The 13,540-nt window shown below is 40.5% G+C and carries 13 protein-coding genes, 1 tRNA gene and 1 pseudogene; 9 read left to right on the top strand and 6 right to left on the bottom strand.

Annotated features, from left to right (window positions below):
* The 3 genes from BHR79_RS07220 to BHR79_RS07210 are packed head-to-tail and all read left to right on the top strand — an operon-like array spanning position 1 to position 3,860.
* Positions 1 to 1,959: a type II/IV secretion system ATPase subunit gene (locus BHR79_RS07220; protein WP_083433051.1), complete on the top strand. Its 1,959-nt coding sequence runs from the start codon at positions 1 to 3 to the stop codon at positions 1,957 to 1,959.
* The gene (locus BHR79_RS07215; RefSeq protein ID WP_072561711.1) at positions 1,952 to 2,875 is read left to right on the top strand and encodes a type II secretion system F family protein; all 924 of its coding nucleotides are present in this window, start codon (positions 1,952 to 1,954) and stop codon (positions 2,873 to 2,875) included. Before BHR79_RS07220 ends, BHR79_RS07215 begins: the two co-directional genes overlap by 8 nt.
* Before the next feature lies 1 nt (position 2,876).
* Positions 2,877 to 3,860, top strand: coding sequence for a type II secretion system F family protein (locus BHR79_RS07210; protein WP_072561710.1), 984 nt, complete (start codon positions 2,877 to 2,879; stop codon positions 3,858 to 3,860).
* Here the strand turns inward: BHR79_RS07210 and BHR79_RS07205 are convergent.
* The 5 genes and pseudogenes from BHR79_RS07205 to BHR79_RS07185 form a co-directional block, all read right to left on the bottom strand.
* Positions 3,853 to 4,428, bottom strand: a complete 576-nt coding sequence (locus BHR79_RS07205; protein WP_072561709.1) for a FumA C-terminus/TtdB family hydratase beta subunit — start codon at positions 4,426 to 4,428, stop codon at positions 3,853 to 3,855. The genes BHR79_RS07210 and BHR79_RS07205 overlap by 8 nt on opposite strands.
* On the bottom strand, positions 4,413 to 5,267 hold the full coding sequence (locus BHR79_RS07200) for a fumarate hydratase (RefSeq protein WP_072561708.1): 855 nt from the start codon (positions 5,265 to 5,267) through the stop codon (positions 4,413 to 4,415). The genes BHR79_RS07205 and BHR79_RS07200 overlap by 16 nt, the downstream gene beginning before the upstream one ends.
* Positions 5,268 to 5,330: 63 nt before the next feature.
* Entirely contained in the window at positions 5,331 to 6,386 is a 1,056-nt protein-coding gene (gene arsB, locus BHR79_RS07195) for an ACR3 family arsenite efflux transporter (protein ID WP_072561707.1), read from the bottom strand.
* Positions 6,387 to 6,391: 5 nt separating this feature from the next.
* A complete protein-coding gene (locus BHR79_RS07190) occupies positions 6,392 to 7,246 on the bottom strand; it encodes a universal stress protein (protein ID WP_072561706.1) in 855 nt (284 codons plus the stop codon).
* Positions 7,247 to 7,319: 73 nt separating this feature from the next.
* Positions 7,320 to 7,634: pseudogene (locus BHR79_RS07185) on the bottom strand (DUF6951 family protein).
* Between the two features lie 268 nt (positions 7,635 to 7,902).
* Here BHR79_RS07185 and BHR79_RS07180 point away from each other — a divergent pair.
* The 3 genes from BHR79_RS07180 to arsM all read left to right on the top strand — a co-directional run bounded on the left by BHR79_RS07180 (position 7,903) and on the right by arsM (position 9,816).
* Positions 7,903 to 8,301: a putative zinc-binding protein gene (locus BHR79_RS07180; protein ID WP_200796365.1), complete on the top strand. Its 399-nt coding sequence runs from the start codon at positions 7,903 to 7,905 to the stop codon at positions 8,299 to 8,301.
* A 76-nt stretch (positions 8,302 to 8,377) separates the two neighbouring features.
* Complete coding sequence (locus tag BHR79_RS10415; protein ID WP_234970435.1) at positions 8,378 to 8,497, top strand: hypothetical protein; 120 nt, start codon at positions 8,378 to 8,380, stop codon at positions 8,495 to 8,497.
* 278 nt (positions 8,498 to 8,775) lie between these two features.
* Positions 8,776 to 9,816: an arsenite methyltransferase gene (arsM, locus tag BHR79_RS07175; protein ID WP_072561705.1), complete on the top strand. Its 1,041-nt coding sequence runs from the start codon at positions 8,776 to 8,778 to the stop codon at positions 9,814 to 9,816.
* A 211-nt stretch (positions 9,817 to 10,027) separates the two neighbouring features.
* Here arsM and BHR79_RS07170 read toward each other — a convergent pair.
* Positions 10,028 to 10,113 (bottom strand) — tRNA-Leu (locus tag BHR79_RS07170).
* Between the two features lie 228 nt (positions 10,114 to 10,341).
* Here BHR79_RS07170 and BHR79_RS07165 point away from each other — a divergent pair.
* The 3 genes from BHR79_RS07165 (at position 10,342) to BHR79_RS07155 (ending at position 13,529) form a co-directional block, all read left to right on the top strand.
* The gene (locus tag BHR79_RS07165; RefSeq protein ID WP_072561704.1) at positions 10,342 to 11,007 is read left to right on the top strand and encodes a molybdopterin-dependent oxidoreductase; all 666 of its coding nucleotides are present in this window, start codon (positions 10,342 to 10,344) and stop codon (positions 11,005 to 11,007) included.
* Between the two features lie 298 nt (positions 11,008 to 11,305).
* On the top strand, positions 11,306 to 11,749 hold the full coding sequence (locus tag BHR79_RS07160; protein ID WP_072561703.1) for an ester cyclase: 444 nt from the start codon (positions 11,306 to 11,308) through the stop codon (positions 11,747 to 11,749).
* Positions 11,750 to 11,855: 106 nt separating this feature from the next.
* Entirely contained in the window at positions 11,856 to 13,529 is a 1,674-nt protein-coding gene (locus BHR79_RS07155; protein WP_072561702.1) for a site-2 protease family protein, read from the top strand.
* The last annotated feature ends 11 nt before the right edge of the window (positions 13,530 to 13,540 follow it).

The following is a 13,540-nucleotide window of genomic DNA, read 5'->3' as shown; positions in this document are numbered from 1 at the left end:
ATGGCTTCCTCTTCAGAAGAACAAATGCAAAGAATGGAAGAAAATAGGGGCAGGGAGGACACAGAGGAGTCCGACAAAGAGAGGAATACAGACATTCATAAAAATGCGTCCGTGGAGGACGTGGATGATCCAAATAATTTCAATCTTGAAAAACAGATTGAAATGATGGATACTGTATTTTCAGATTTAGCTAATGAAACTAATGTCAATGAAGGGATTGACAAACTTGTTGAAAAAGAATTAATAAATCAGGAACTGCAACAAGGAAAAATACCAGAAGAAGTTCAAAGTGTCTGGGAAAAAGCCATCCGGGAAATTACAGAAGAACAAATGATGGTTGATGAAGAAAATATTGAAATTCACAAGTCTTCAATGTTGCAGAAAATAAAAGACATAATCACAAAACGTGAGATTGAATTCGAAAAATACGATATTGTAAAACATGGTCCTCTTGTAGATCTATCCGGGGGAGATAATCCTGGTGTGCGTGAAATTGAACTTTATCCTATAAATCCTCCCTACTCCTACATTCGCATCCTTTATGACATGGAAATACATGAATATCAGTACAAGGTTATTGAGCCCGAATTAACTGATATGGAAAAAGAGTTGCTCGAAATCATTAAATCGCGCCTGATAGAGACTCTCGATATTGATCTGAAGGAAACCGAAAAGTCAGATGCAAAAGATGTACTCAGGTCCAGATTTATCGAATTCCTGAAAGATTACAGGATAGACCTCTCCCCGGCAAACAGAGAAAAACTTACCTATTATATCCAGCGGGATTTCCTGGGTTATGGGGATATTGATGCGGTGATGCGCGATTCGGATATCGAAGATATTTCCTGTGACGGACCTGCTACCCCGATCTATGTCTATCACAAAAAGTATGAATCAATTCCTTCGAGTATAACTTTTGATATGGATGAGAAACTGGATTCTTTTGTAATAAGAATGGCTCAGATATGTGGAAAGCATATCTCGATTGCAAATCCTTTGCTTGATGCAACAATGCCGGATGGATCCAGAATACAGCTGACCCTTGGAAGGGAAGTAACAACTTACGGAAGCACTTTTACGATTCGTCGTTTTAATGAAAATCCAATAACTCCACCTCAATTAATTGGTTTTCATACTTATTCCACAGCAATGATGGCCTATCTCTGGCTTGCTGTTGAATCAAACAAAAGTATCATATTTGCTGGTGGAACAGCATCAGGTAAAACAACTTCCATGAATGCAATTTCCATGTTCATCCAGCCCGAAATGAAATTGGTTTCTATTGAAGACACCAGGGAGCTCAATCTTGCTCATCCCAACTGGATACCGGGTGTAACAAGACAGGCTTTTGCAGGTGAAGAAAGAGGATCCATAGGTATGTATGAGCTCCTGAGAGCATCCCTGCGTCAGCGTCCAGAATATATCCTTGTAGGAGAAGTAAGAGGAGCTGAAGCATATGTACTTTTTCAGGCAATGTCGACAGGCCACACCACATTTTCCACCATACATGCAGATTCCGTACAATCAATAGTCCACCGTCTTGAAAATCCTCCCATCAATGTACCCAGAATTATGATACAGGCGCTTGATGTTGTTTGTGTGCAGGCACAGGTGAAAGTTGGTGAAGATAGGGTAAGGAGATGCAAGTCAATTACGGAAATCGTCGGAGTAGATCCGCGAACCGGTGAACTGCTTACAAATGAAGTGTTCTTGTGGAGGGCGGGGAAAGACTCCTTCCAGTATTCAGGGAGGTCCTATGTAATTGAAAGTCTGATGCTGGATCGCGGATGGAATGATGCAACTGTCAGGAAGGAATTGCAACAACGCCAGGATGTTATAGAATGGGCTCTGCAAAGGGGAATTAGCAATTATAAGGATTTTTCGAAGATAATTGTTGCCTATAAGAGAGAACCTGAAACAATAATAAAGCTGGTTAAACAGGAAATGCAAGATGAGTAAACGATATTTCAGCTATGCATATACCCTTTTCGGGGACCTTTTTGCAAAAAAGAGACTCAAATACCACCGTCTCCGACACAACCTGCTGAAAAGCAGGATGAACATAGGTTATGATATGTATTTATCCGGTGCAATGCTTTCTGCTATAATAGGAAGCATACTGGTCCTTTTATTCTTGAATATATTAATTTTCATTACGGGTATACCGGAAATTCCGGGCACACGCTTATACCTGCCTTACTGGTTTGCTCCCATTGTTCCATACAAAGCCCTTATCGTACAGGTATCTGGAAGTATAGCAATCCTACTATTATCTTTTGTATCCATCTTTAAAGGCTTTGTTCTCTATCCAGCTTTGGTTGCAGGAGACAGAAAACGCAACATCGAACAAATACTGCCCTATGCTATAAATTACATGTCTGCAATGTCAGGAGCTGGAGTACTTCCTGTAGAACTTTTTAAGTCCCTGGCCAAAAATTCCATCTACGGGGAAGTTGCGGTTGAAGTACGCTATCTGGTAAGGGATATGGAAGTGCTGGGAAAGGATCTGGTAACAGCCATGAAGAACATCTCACTCACAACTCCATCCCCTATGCTTCAGGAATTTTTGCAGGGGGCAATTACAGTTGTTACATCCGGGGGCGAGCTTGAACCATATTTTAAGATAAAGACCGATCAGTATATAGTGGAAAACAGGCAGAGGCAAAAGGAATTTCTTGAAACATTGGGACTTCTCGGTGAAACTTATGTTACTGCCTTTGTAGCAGGTCCGCTTTTTCTTATAATAGTCATATCGATCATGTCTATAATGGGTGGGGCAAATATGCTGTTTCTCTATATCCTTGTGTATGCCATAGTACCTGTAGGAAGTATTTTATTTGTAATTCTTATCAGTAGTTTAACTCCGGAGGAGTAAAATGAAGTTTATTGGCAATGATCCGGTAAAAAGGAATGAACCTTTAAGCGAGGAAAAACTTCAGGAACTTGAAGATCTCACTATTAAAGAAAAACTGGAAAAAGCCAAAGAACATGTGACCATAAAGGAATTTGCTAAAAAACCAAAGGAATTCCTGTTCAGACAGCCTCCCTATTCTATAGTATTTAGCGGACCACTTTCATTGATCTTTCTGATAATAGGACTGGAGTTGACATGGGGTACACCATTTATAGATGATGTGATCATATTTTCAGTTCTAATTTCAATTTCACTTCCTTCATACACTTTCTTCAAAAAAAGGCGTTTTATAAATCAGGTAGAGGAGTACATACCAAATTTCCTCAGGGATATGGCAGAGATGAGTCGTGCCGGACTCACATTGCCTGCAGCAGTAAATACATTGACAAAAGCTGACTATGGAGTATTGACAGAAGAAGTTAAACAAATGGATGCTTCCCTTTCCTGGGGTATTTCTTTTGAGGTTACGCTGGAGAATTTTGCCCAACGTCTGAATACACCCCTTATCTCAAGATCTGTAGCTTTAATTACACAGGCAAACAGGGCCGGCGGAAGAACTTCATCCGTACTTGATGCAGCTGCCAGGGATGCAAATGAGATCAAGACCTTGCAGAGGGAAAGAAAGGGAAATATGGTGGTTTATGTTGTGATCAGTTACATGTCATTCCTTGTTTTCCTCTTCGTAGTTCTTATGCTAACCTCTAAATTCGTACCAACCATGGCAGAAGCCGGGAATGCAGCAGCAGCTGCAGGTGCAGGAAGTCAATTCATAGGTGCTTTTGATCCGGATCATTTCACCCGTATCTTATTCCACGCTTCTGTGATCCAGGGGTTTGTTACAGGAATCGTAGCGGGCCAGATGGGGGAAGGACAGGTGTCAGCAGGCTTAAAGCACTCCTTATTACTGACCATCATAGCATGGGCCACTTTCACCTTCCTTATCTGAGAGCCCTTTCAAGATTTTCGTTTACCTTTTCCCTGATATTCCTGAAAAGGTCTTCTCCCTCAGTATCGATTCCCACAACCAGAGGCCCGAATTTATCTATTTTGAGTACCCATACTGCTTCAGGCATACCCAGATCAAGCCAGTGGACATCACAAACCTTTGTTATGGAATTGACTGCAAGTGCAGCACATCCTCCGGTATAGACAAGATAGACACATTTTCCTTTCATTGAATCTGCGACATTGTCCATTCCGCCCTTACCTATCAACACTCTCACATTGTGCTTTTCCAGAAGTTGCGGAGTCATTGCGGACATACGTGCACTGGTGGTCGGACCGGCAGCCACAGGCTCCCATTCCGCAGCATCATTTTTTTGCATAAGGGGACCACAATGATAGATAGCGGCTCCTTCCAGATCAACGGGCATATTTTCCAGAGGGGTTTCCAGGATATGTTTATGAGCCTCATCCCGGGCTGTGAAAATATTGCCTGAGATGTAGACTACATCACCAATGCGCAGGGATTCGATGTCCTCAATGGTGAGAGGGGTTTTCAGATGATATTCCATTTGCCTTCACCTCCAATAACAGCTGTGGCATGCCTGTTGGCCCAGCACTGAATATTGATGGCCACTGGCAGGGAAGCGGTGTGGCAGTGGGCTGTCATGATGTGGACCGCCAGAGCCGTCGTATCGCCACCTGTACCCATGGGACCAACGCCCAGGGAATTGACCTTTTCCAGCAGGGCATGTTCTTTTTCATCCATGTCATTTACCTGCTCCAGCAAAGCACTCTTTGCAAGCAGGGCGGCTTTGTCAAATGATCCACCAACACCAATACCCAGGATCACAGGTGGGCAGGGTTTCCCTCCGGCATCCCTGATAGTTTCAAGGACAAGCCGGTCTATTGAATCACCTTCTGTGGGATTTAGCATTTTCAGTATGCTCATGTTTTCCGAACCTGCACCTTTGGGAACGGCTGTGATCCTCAGTTCTTCCGATTCATTAAAAGAATATTTTATATCCGGCAGCCCTTTCCCGGTATTGTCCCCACTGTTTTCACGTGTCAGGGGATGAACTACATTGGGGCGTAGGGGTACTTCCACTGTGGCCTTTCTGACACCTTCGGCGAGGGCATTTTCCAGATCAGGTAAAGGAGGCAGTTTCCTGCCGATTTCCACAAAAAGGATGATAATTCCAGTATCCTGGCATATGGGCACAGAATGCCTGCGAGCAATTCCTATATTTTCCAGTATTGCCTGCAAATGAGAGCGTGCAATCTCACTGCTCTCTATCTGTTCAGCTTTTTCCAGACAAGCAACCACATCATCCGGCAATTCAGTCTCGGCCTTTTTTATGGCTGATATGGTTGCTTCCACAATGTCTTCATGTTTTATTCCTGATTCCAAGCAAGATCACCTGCATTACAAAAAAAGAAGATGAATGTGCATCTTATATTTTTAGACCAACTATCACATTCCTTCTTCAAACTGGAATTTGTGTCTGTTCATTTTCATTATCTTTACAAGTGATAACATTACAGGTACCTCTACCAATACACCTACTACAGTTGCCAGTGTTGCTCCTGAAGTTGCACCAAATAGTATTAATGTGGTGGCTACTGCCAGTTCAAAGAAGTTACTTGGTGCAATGAATGCAGAAGGTGCAGCTTCATAGAAGGGGATTTTCAGTTTTTTTGCACCATAATAGCTGATTGCAAATATAAAATATGTTTGCACTATGATAGGTATAGCAATCAAGACAATATGGAAAGGATATTTGATTATCATTTCACCCTGAAGAGTAAAAATCAAGATCAAGGTTACAAGAAGTCCCGCTGGTGTAATCCATTCTATTTTATCGATTAGATTATTTTCAAACCAGCTTAGGCCCTTTCTTTTAATGACATAATGTCTGGTTAACATTGCAAGGACAAGAGGGAGTGCTACATAGAATAATACAGAATAGAATATGGTCAGTACAGGTATTGGGAAGTCAGTGGTCTGGCCAACAAGAAACGCTCCCAGGGGAGCAAACAATATCAATATAATCAGGTCATTTACAGAAACCTGGACAAGGGCGTAATTGATATTACCGTTTGCTAAATATGTCCATACCAGTACCATTGCAGTACAGGGTGCAAGTCCCAGTATAATTAAACCTGCAATATATTCCGCTTGAAGGTCAAGCGGTATAAGGCCAGAGAAAAATATACTGATAAATATCCAGGCAATTACGGTCATTGTAAATGGTTTGATTGCCCAGTTCACAAAAACTGTCAAATAGAGAGGTTTTTTATTTTCTTTTACTTTCAGTATTTCCTCAAAACTGATTTTTAACATGATGGGGTACATCATGACCAACAGGACGATTGCAATTGGAATAGAGACATTTGCAATTTCATATTGACCGATTGTATCTGCAAATTTGGGGAACAGGTAACCAACTGTAGTACCCAGTATAATACAGATGGCTACCCATATGGACAAATACTTGCTGAAAAAATCAAGTTCTCTTTCTTCTTCCATTGTTTTCACCTGTTGTCTGCAGGAATTAGCAATATCGGTTTAGCAGTACTCCTGAGTAGGTTTTCGGCAGTACTTCCCAGAAGGATGTCTTTAAATGATTCGACCCCATGGGTTGTTATCATTATCAGGGTAATATCCATTTCTTCTGCAAGTTCATCCAATATTTTTGTAGGTTTGCCTTCCTTTACAACATAATTGACTACCAAATTTTTCTCCAAATCATTACCAATCTCATAGAGCTTCTCAAGACTTTCCTTTTTCTTATTTTCAAGTTGAGTCTTATTTTTTGCATTTTCTATTATATGTACAAGGACAACTTCATGAATGATATCTGTCATTTGCCGGAGCATATCAAGTATTTTATTTGAGTTATCCGAGAAATCTAACGGAACCATTACTTTTGAAAACTTTGCAGAGCATGTCTTGGTATATAGCTCTTCTTCACCTTTTTCAAGTTTGTTGTATTTCTCAATAAGCAGAATCTTATCGGACCGTCGGGAAATATAGTTTGTAGTCCTGCCTGTAAGCCTTCCTTTTATGATTCCCGATGTGGTTGCACCTATAACAATACAATCTACGTTTTCTTCATCTGCAACTTTAATAATCGTTTTATTGACATCGCCTTCAACAACATGTGTGATTGTCTCGACCCCCATTTCTTCCAGTAGTTGCTTGTATTCGGCAATTTTTCCCTCTGCATTTTCCTTGAACATGGGGGCAAGTCCCTGAGATTTAAAGATGTCCACAACATGCAACAATATAGCTTTCTTCAATCCTGTGTTTTTCAATTCTGCAATACAGGAGAGCAGTTTCTCGCTCTCGATAGTAAAATCTGTAGGTATAAGTATAGTTTGGATCATGTTTTCCCCAAATATTATCCGCTTAATCAAAAATTTTAATATGCTTCCAGATATCTGTGCTCAAAATAATAATTTATTTGAAGTCGATGCTGACATTTCCTGATCTTTTTGCTAAAGACTCAGATAGAATCCCCATTTCCATCCTGCATACATGCAATATTCCACAGGGCACAAGACAATTGGATGAACATTTCAATTCCTGTGCTTTTGACATGACATAATTGTCCTTAATGTCAAGTGTCTAATCAATGGGTACTTCCATATGTGACATCTTTTTTATTTTATCGCAATCCGTTTCGATGTCAATAATTATGTTTTTGCCTTCTTTTTTTCCAAAAACATTGTGTTCAAATCCACATATACTTGAATTGATATGCACTTCACTCATCCTGTATCTCCCTTGTGTGACAAACAACATTTCGAAAATTGCTAATTAAATGGTTGTTGTTTCTTGTATATAAGTGTTTCAACTATTTTTGAAATTCCAATTTATAAATAGGATTTTTACGTATATCTGAAGTGTTTCGTACCATCCATCAAGCAAATTTTTTGTTTAAAATTCGTTGAGGGACAAAAGACCCTGAATGTTTGTTGGATTGACCGATTCACTGTAGCTAAAGTGGCTACATAAGTATCAAAATCATGGAGAATGTATTATGGCAGAAGAACTGAAAATGGCAGAAGGGCCAACTTGTGCATGTGAAGTGGCGATTATTGGATTGTATGCATGTTCCGGTGGATCCAATGTAGGACAGATGGCAAACAGGGTAGCTGTTGAACTTACCAAACAGGGAAAAGGTAAGATTATGTGCACCGTCGGAATTGGAGGCAATGTTTCTGGTATCATAAAAAGTACCGAAGGTACCGATGAGATTGTTGCTATTGATAGATGCCCTCTTCTCTGTGCAAAGAAATCACTGGAGCATGCAGGGTTCACAGTAGATAAGAACATCGTTATAACCGAACTCGGTATGAAAAAGGGTGGAAGCTTGGACCTGGAAGAAAATGATGTCAAAGAGATGATGACCAAAGTGGAGGCTGAACTGGGAAATTGAAACCTAGCTGAATAAAATAACCATACAGGTGGATATCATGGCTACAACAGAGTCAAACGATACTAACAAATAGCCCGTGAAAGATGGCGATTACGTCATAGGAGAGCCTGATTCTCCGGTTGCGGTTGTGACACTTGCTTCTGACTATAGGAATATGGATTGTATCCATGCCCCTTGTGAAGATGAAAATCTCTAATTATCTGCAACAGTCGCATCCACCTTTTAGAGAGAGCAAGTTGCCTTTGTTATGTTCTTGAAACCAGCAATCTTCACAGATTTTTATAACTCCTAATTTCACATGATTTACCTTCAGAAGAGAGTTTTCTTCTTTTGAGCATACTGCACATTTAAATCCCATTTTTAGACCTTCTGCTAATTGTTGTGAATTTGGTATCTCTAGCATATATCTAATTGTTTTCGCACAAAGTAATAATTCCAAAAAACTTAAATATGCATAAATGTACATATGTACAAATGATGCTCCATGAAAAGGCCAAATTCTTCAAAGCATTGGGGGACCAAACGCGTCTTGCAATAATAGGATGTTTGTTAAAGAATGATCATTGTGCATGTGATTTTGCAACAATTACAGGTAAGGATCAAACCACTGTATCCCGGCATTTAAAAATACTTTTTGAAGCGGGTATCCTGAAGTATGAAAAAGAGGGTAGATACGTAATTTACAGTATAATAGATGATAATATGAAAGACAAACTTGAAAATTGCGGGGTTGAAAAATTAGATTCATGCTGTTCTGATAATGCAGCAGATGCAGACGCTAAGAAAAAAGTTGTAAAGGAAAAATACGGAAAAATTGCATTGGATGTTGTACAGGGGTGTGGATGTTGTGAGGATCTCACAAAGGAAGAGATATCAACATCCATTGGCTACTCATTTGAAGATACACAATCATTTTCTGCAGCGAATCTGGGACTTGGATGCGGGAATCCGACTGCAATCGGTGATATAAAAGAAGGAGATATTGTTCTTGATCTTGGCTCAGGAGGAGGATTTGATAGTTTTATCGCTGCAAGGAAAGTGGGTAAAACCGGTAAAGTCATTGGTGTGGATATGACAGAAGATATGGTTGCAAGAGCAAGAAAGAATGCTGAAAAATATGAATTCAATAATGTCGAATTCAGGCAGGGGGATATCGAGTCTTTACCTGTTGAAGCGGGTTCTGTTGATGTCATTATAAGCAACTGTGTAATCAATCTTGCATCTGACAAATCTAAGGTATTCCGGGAAGCATACCGTGTTCTCAAAAATGATGGGATGATGTATGTTTCAGACATGGTTCTTCTGAATGACTTAACCGCCGAGCAAAGGAATGATGAAGACCTTATATGTGCCTGTATAGGGGGTGCTTTGCTCAAAGATGACTATCTGGGGGCTATAAAAGATGCTGGATTCAATGTCCGGATAATAGATGAAGACAAAGACATTGGTGAAAATCAGTACTCAGGATACCCTGTTATGAGTCTCAAACTAAAGGCTTTTAAAGCAGAAGTTTGACGAGATTGATTGTGATATCCTGTATGTGATTTTTTAAAATGGAATACCTCAACTGAATACACTCTTCCTGTATTGCATTTTGAGGCAAATATTACTTCATTTATGATCTGATTGAAAAAGATGTAAGGCATAAACAGGATTTTATCAGAACTGAAAACTATGGTTTAATGTTTAAAGGTAAAAACTCTTCGTGGAGTTCAATCTTGTTGGTTGGTGCGAGAGGGGGGATTCGAACCCACGAACTCCTACGAGAATGGATCTTGAGTCCATCGCCGTTGGCCGCTTGGCTACTCTCGCACATTTTTATTGTAGATTCTGTTTGGGATTGCCGCAACCAGAATATGCAACATCTAAATAACACGATTTTTTATAAATCTATCGCAGGAAAACCTTAATTGGGACAGCACTGACAACTATACTAGCCTTTTTTTTGCTTTTTCATTGCAAGCATTGATGACTCAGTACACCACCATACAAAACCTATTTTTGCAATAATTTCCAAGTTCCATATACAGAGGTGGTTTCATGAGATATCCAATATTCCTTTTCCTTATCATTACAGTACTTACAGCAGGATGCATTTCCACCACACCACAGGAAACTGAAAGCTCCGGTGTGCAGGACAATGAGACAGAAACACTGGAATATGACGGTGTCGAACTTACACCGATTGAAGAGCAGCGCAACAATGGCATCAAGGGAACCCAGTATATTGATAGAGAAAACTACACACTTAAAATCAGTGGGATGGTAAATGAAACTACACATATAAGTTATGAACAGCTCACCTCCTACCCTGTCGTTTCCAGGGTCGTGCCGCTTGACTGTGTGGAAGGATGGCGTTTTACAGCACTATGGACCGGTGTACCGGTACAGACCCTGCTGGAAGAAGCCGGAGTCAGGGAAGGGGCGAACACGGTTATTTTTTACTCAGAAGATGGTTATTCCACATCCCTCCCTCTGGATTATCTGATTGATAACAATATTATTGTTGCCTACAAACTTAACAACGTCACCCTTCCCCAGGAAAGAGGGTTTCCACTGCAACTTGTAGCAGAGGGAAAATATGGTTACAAATGGGCTAAATGGATCACCGCGATAGAGGTGACGGACGATGATAATTATGAAGGATTCTGGGAAAGTCGTGGCTACAATAATAATGCAGATGTAGATGGCCCAAGGTTTCAATAATTATAAATAATTTCAGAAATTGGAAGAAGGCAGAGATATTATAGAACAGGTGCAAACCATACAATTCGGGACTTTTTGTTTCTAAGCCCAAATATCTCCGCCTTGATCTTCCAGAAGGTTAAGCAATCCTCTGTTGCGTTTATACTTCTACAATATAATATACAGAGTATATAGAATAAATATACCACAGAACTACAAGTCAGAACTAATTGTACTTGACATATACTTATATTGCCGGATAATTCGGGACTTTTCGTGAAATAAACTTTTTAAATATAAACCCTGTCTATTATTAGCGATGGGAAAAAATGAGACTAACGATGAGCAAATCTGTGGCTCTCTTGATAAAAACAAAGAAATCGTGCTGAAAGTCGCCAGAGAAGGCTGGAATCCTGTTATAGTAGATAAGCACTGTACTGACGATTATCTGATGCATTATGGCGGAGAAAAGCTGGATCGGGAAAATCTTAAGGAATTCATGGGTGCCATACATCATGCCCTTCCAGACCTTCATTTTGAAATAGAAGATATAATATCTGAAAATGATAGGGTTGTTACACGCTGGAAAGCAGAAGGAACCCATAAAAGAGCATTTCAGGGTGTATTTCCTACAAACCGCAAAGTTAGTTTTACAGGCATAACCATAAGCAGGGTAGAGGGTGAAAAGATTGCCGAGGACTGGGAAGAAGTAGACCAGCTGAATTTCACTCAACAATTTGGAGTCTATCCCGACGATATATAATTTATTGTATAGCAGGCAACACTATTCTCTGTCCATTTGATTTTAATATAAAAAGATATTAATTCAACCACTAATCATCATTGGCATAATCCTCCGGAGAATTCAATTGGTAACCACTAACATCATATTGGCGATATTTTTAGTATACTGGGCCGCAGTAGCCTATCTTAACAAAAAGGGAGTACTGGAAAAGTACAACATATCCGCATACGGCCCCATACTCATGATCAGAACTGTAAAGGGGCTTGCTCTTCTGGATAAACTTGCAAAACCCCGTCGTTACTGGAGAGTATTTGCAAATACCGGCATCGTGTTAATGTTCGTAGGCATGTTTGCCATGCTTTTTATTGTCATTCTTTCAGATATCGCGCTTATTGCTTCCCTGACAGAGAATGCAATGCCTCAACCAGGGAAATTCAACGAAGCACGCAATGTTTTCCTGATTCCCGGTGTCAATGAATTTATCCCGCTAACATGGGGCATCATTGCCCTGGTAGTAACACTGGTGGTTCATGAATTTGCCCATGCCATTCTTGCCAGGGTAGAAGATATAAGGGTAAAATCCATGGGAATACTTTTTGCCCTGGTGCCTATAGGCGGATTTGCTGAACCCGATGAGGAACAACTTTTCGGAGAAGGGAAAGATGAATTTGGAAGTCCTGTAATAAATGAGAAAAAGGCCACCAGAAACCAGCGTGCACGCATCCTGGCCGCCGGAGTTATGTCTAATTTTGCAGTGGCCCTGATTGCTTTTGTTCTCTTTTTCGGACCAGTTTTAGGGGCTGTAGCTCCTATGAGCGACACAATGGTCGTGGATGTTAAAGAAGACTCTGTAGCTGATATTGCAGGAATTGAAAAAGGAATGATAATAACTGGCATAGACGATCAGGAAGTACGTTATGCCAATGACGTTGTTGCCTATTTGAACAAAACAGAAACCGGATCCACGGTCACATTGAAAGCAGCCCAGGACCGACAGGTGAGAGAGTATGAATTGAAAGTAACCGGCAAGCAGGATACCGGAGTTTTTGGTATATATGTCAATGATATTGTAGATGGTTCACCTGCAGAAAGAAGTAACCTTGAAAAAGGAATGTTTTTACTTTCCATCAATAATGTTACTACCCAAACCCCTGAAGAATTTGTCAATTTCATGAATACCACAACTGCTGGTCAGGAAGTGGAAATTGAGGTGAAGACAACTGAGGGAGAAAGTAAAATATACACTCTGACACTGGGCCAACATCCTGATGGTACTTCCGAAAAAGGGTTTTTGGGAGTTTATTATGGCACAGATGGAGTAAAAAATATACCAGTAGGAATTTCGATTGGCGAGTATCCCGCCCATGAATATCTGGATATGCTCAAAGGATTGCCTTCTATGCTTACAGGTGTAGCTGGCTGGGTAATTCTATTAGGTCTGCCCATAATAGGATTTGCAGGAGAAGGTTTCCCCGGCTTTAGTGGCACTCTTGCCCAGTTCTATGAACCCGTTGGATGGGGCGAGCCTCTCGGTGTAGGAGTTTTCTGGATTGCTAACAGCCTTCTCTGGGTTGGATGGCTGAACTTCTATGTGGGCTTATTCAATTGCCTTCCGGCTGTCCCGCTGGATGGAGGACATGTATTCAGGGATTACCTCCAGTCGTTCCTCAAAAGGTTTACAGGGGATGAAATCAAATCAACCACCCTTGCAGGAACCATAGCAGGCACTTTTACAATCTTTATCATATTATCCTTTGTCCTGATGATATTCGGACCCTACATAGTTCATGGTTTCTAAAAACAAGGATG

Origin of the sequence: Methanohalophilus halophilus (genome assembly GCF_001889405.1) — an archaeon.
GTDB lineage: Archaea > Halobacteriota > Methanosarcinia > Methanosarcinales > Methanosarcinaceae > Methanohalophilus > Methanohalophilus halophilus.
The sequence above is the reverse complement of the archived record's forward strand: the minus strand, read 5'-3'. Positions and strand labels throughout refer to the sequence as shown.

What these genes read in the sequence shown, in the direction of transcription:
- BHR79_RS07220 (WP_083433051.1), top strand. Translation starts at nt 1, where the DNA reads ATGGCTTCCTCTTCAGAAGAACAAATGCAAAGAATGGAAGAAAATAGG.
- BHR79_RS07215 (WP_072561711.1), top strand. Translation starts at nt 1,952, where the DNA reads ATGAGTAAACGATATTTCAGCTATGCATATACCCTTTTCGGGGACCTT.
- BHR79_RS07210 (WP_072561710.1), top strand. Translation starts at nt 2,877, where the DNA reads ATGAAGTTTATTGGCAATGATCCGGTAAAAAGGAATGAACCTTTAAGC.
- BHR79_RS07205 (WP_072561709.1), bottom strand. Translation starts at nt 4,428, where the DNA reads ATGGAATATCATCTGAAAACCCCTCTCACCATTGAGGACATCGAATCC.
- arsB (WP_072561707.1), bottom strand. Translation starts at nt 6,386, where the DNA reads ATGGAAGAAGAAAGAGAACTTGATTTTTTCAGCAAGTATTTGTCCATA.
- BHR79_RS07190 (WP_072561706.1), bottom strand. Translation starts at nt 7,246, where the DNA reads ATGATCCAAACTATACTTATACCTACAGATTTTACTATCGAGAGCGAG.
- BHR79_RS07180 (WP_200796365.1), top strand. Translation starts at nt 7,903, where the DNA reads ATGGCAGAAGAACTGAAAATGGCAGAAGGGCCAACTTGTGCATGTGAA.
- arsM (WP_072561705.1), top strand. Translation starts at nt 8,776, where the DNA reads ATGATGCTCCATGAAAAGGCCAAATTCTTCAAAGCATTGGGGGACCAA.
- BHR79_RS07165 (WP_072561704.1), top strand. Translation starts at nt 10,342, where the DNA reads ATGAGATATCCAATATTCCTTTTCCTTATCATTACAGTACTTACAGCA.
- BHR79_RS07160 (WP_072561703.1), top strand. Translation starts at nt 11,306, where the DNA reads ATGGGAAAAAATGAGACTAACGATGAGCAAATCTGTGGCTCTCTTGAT.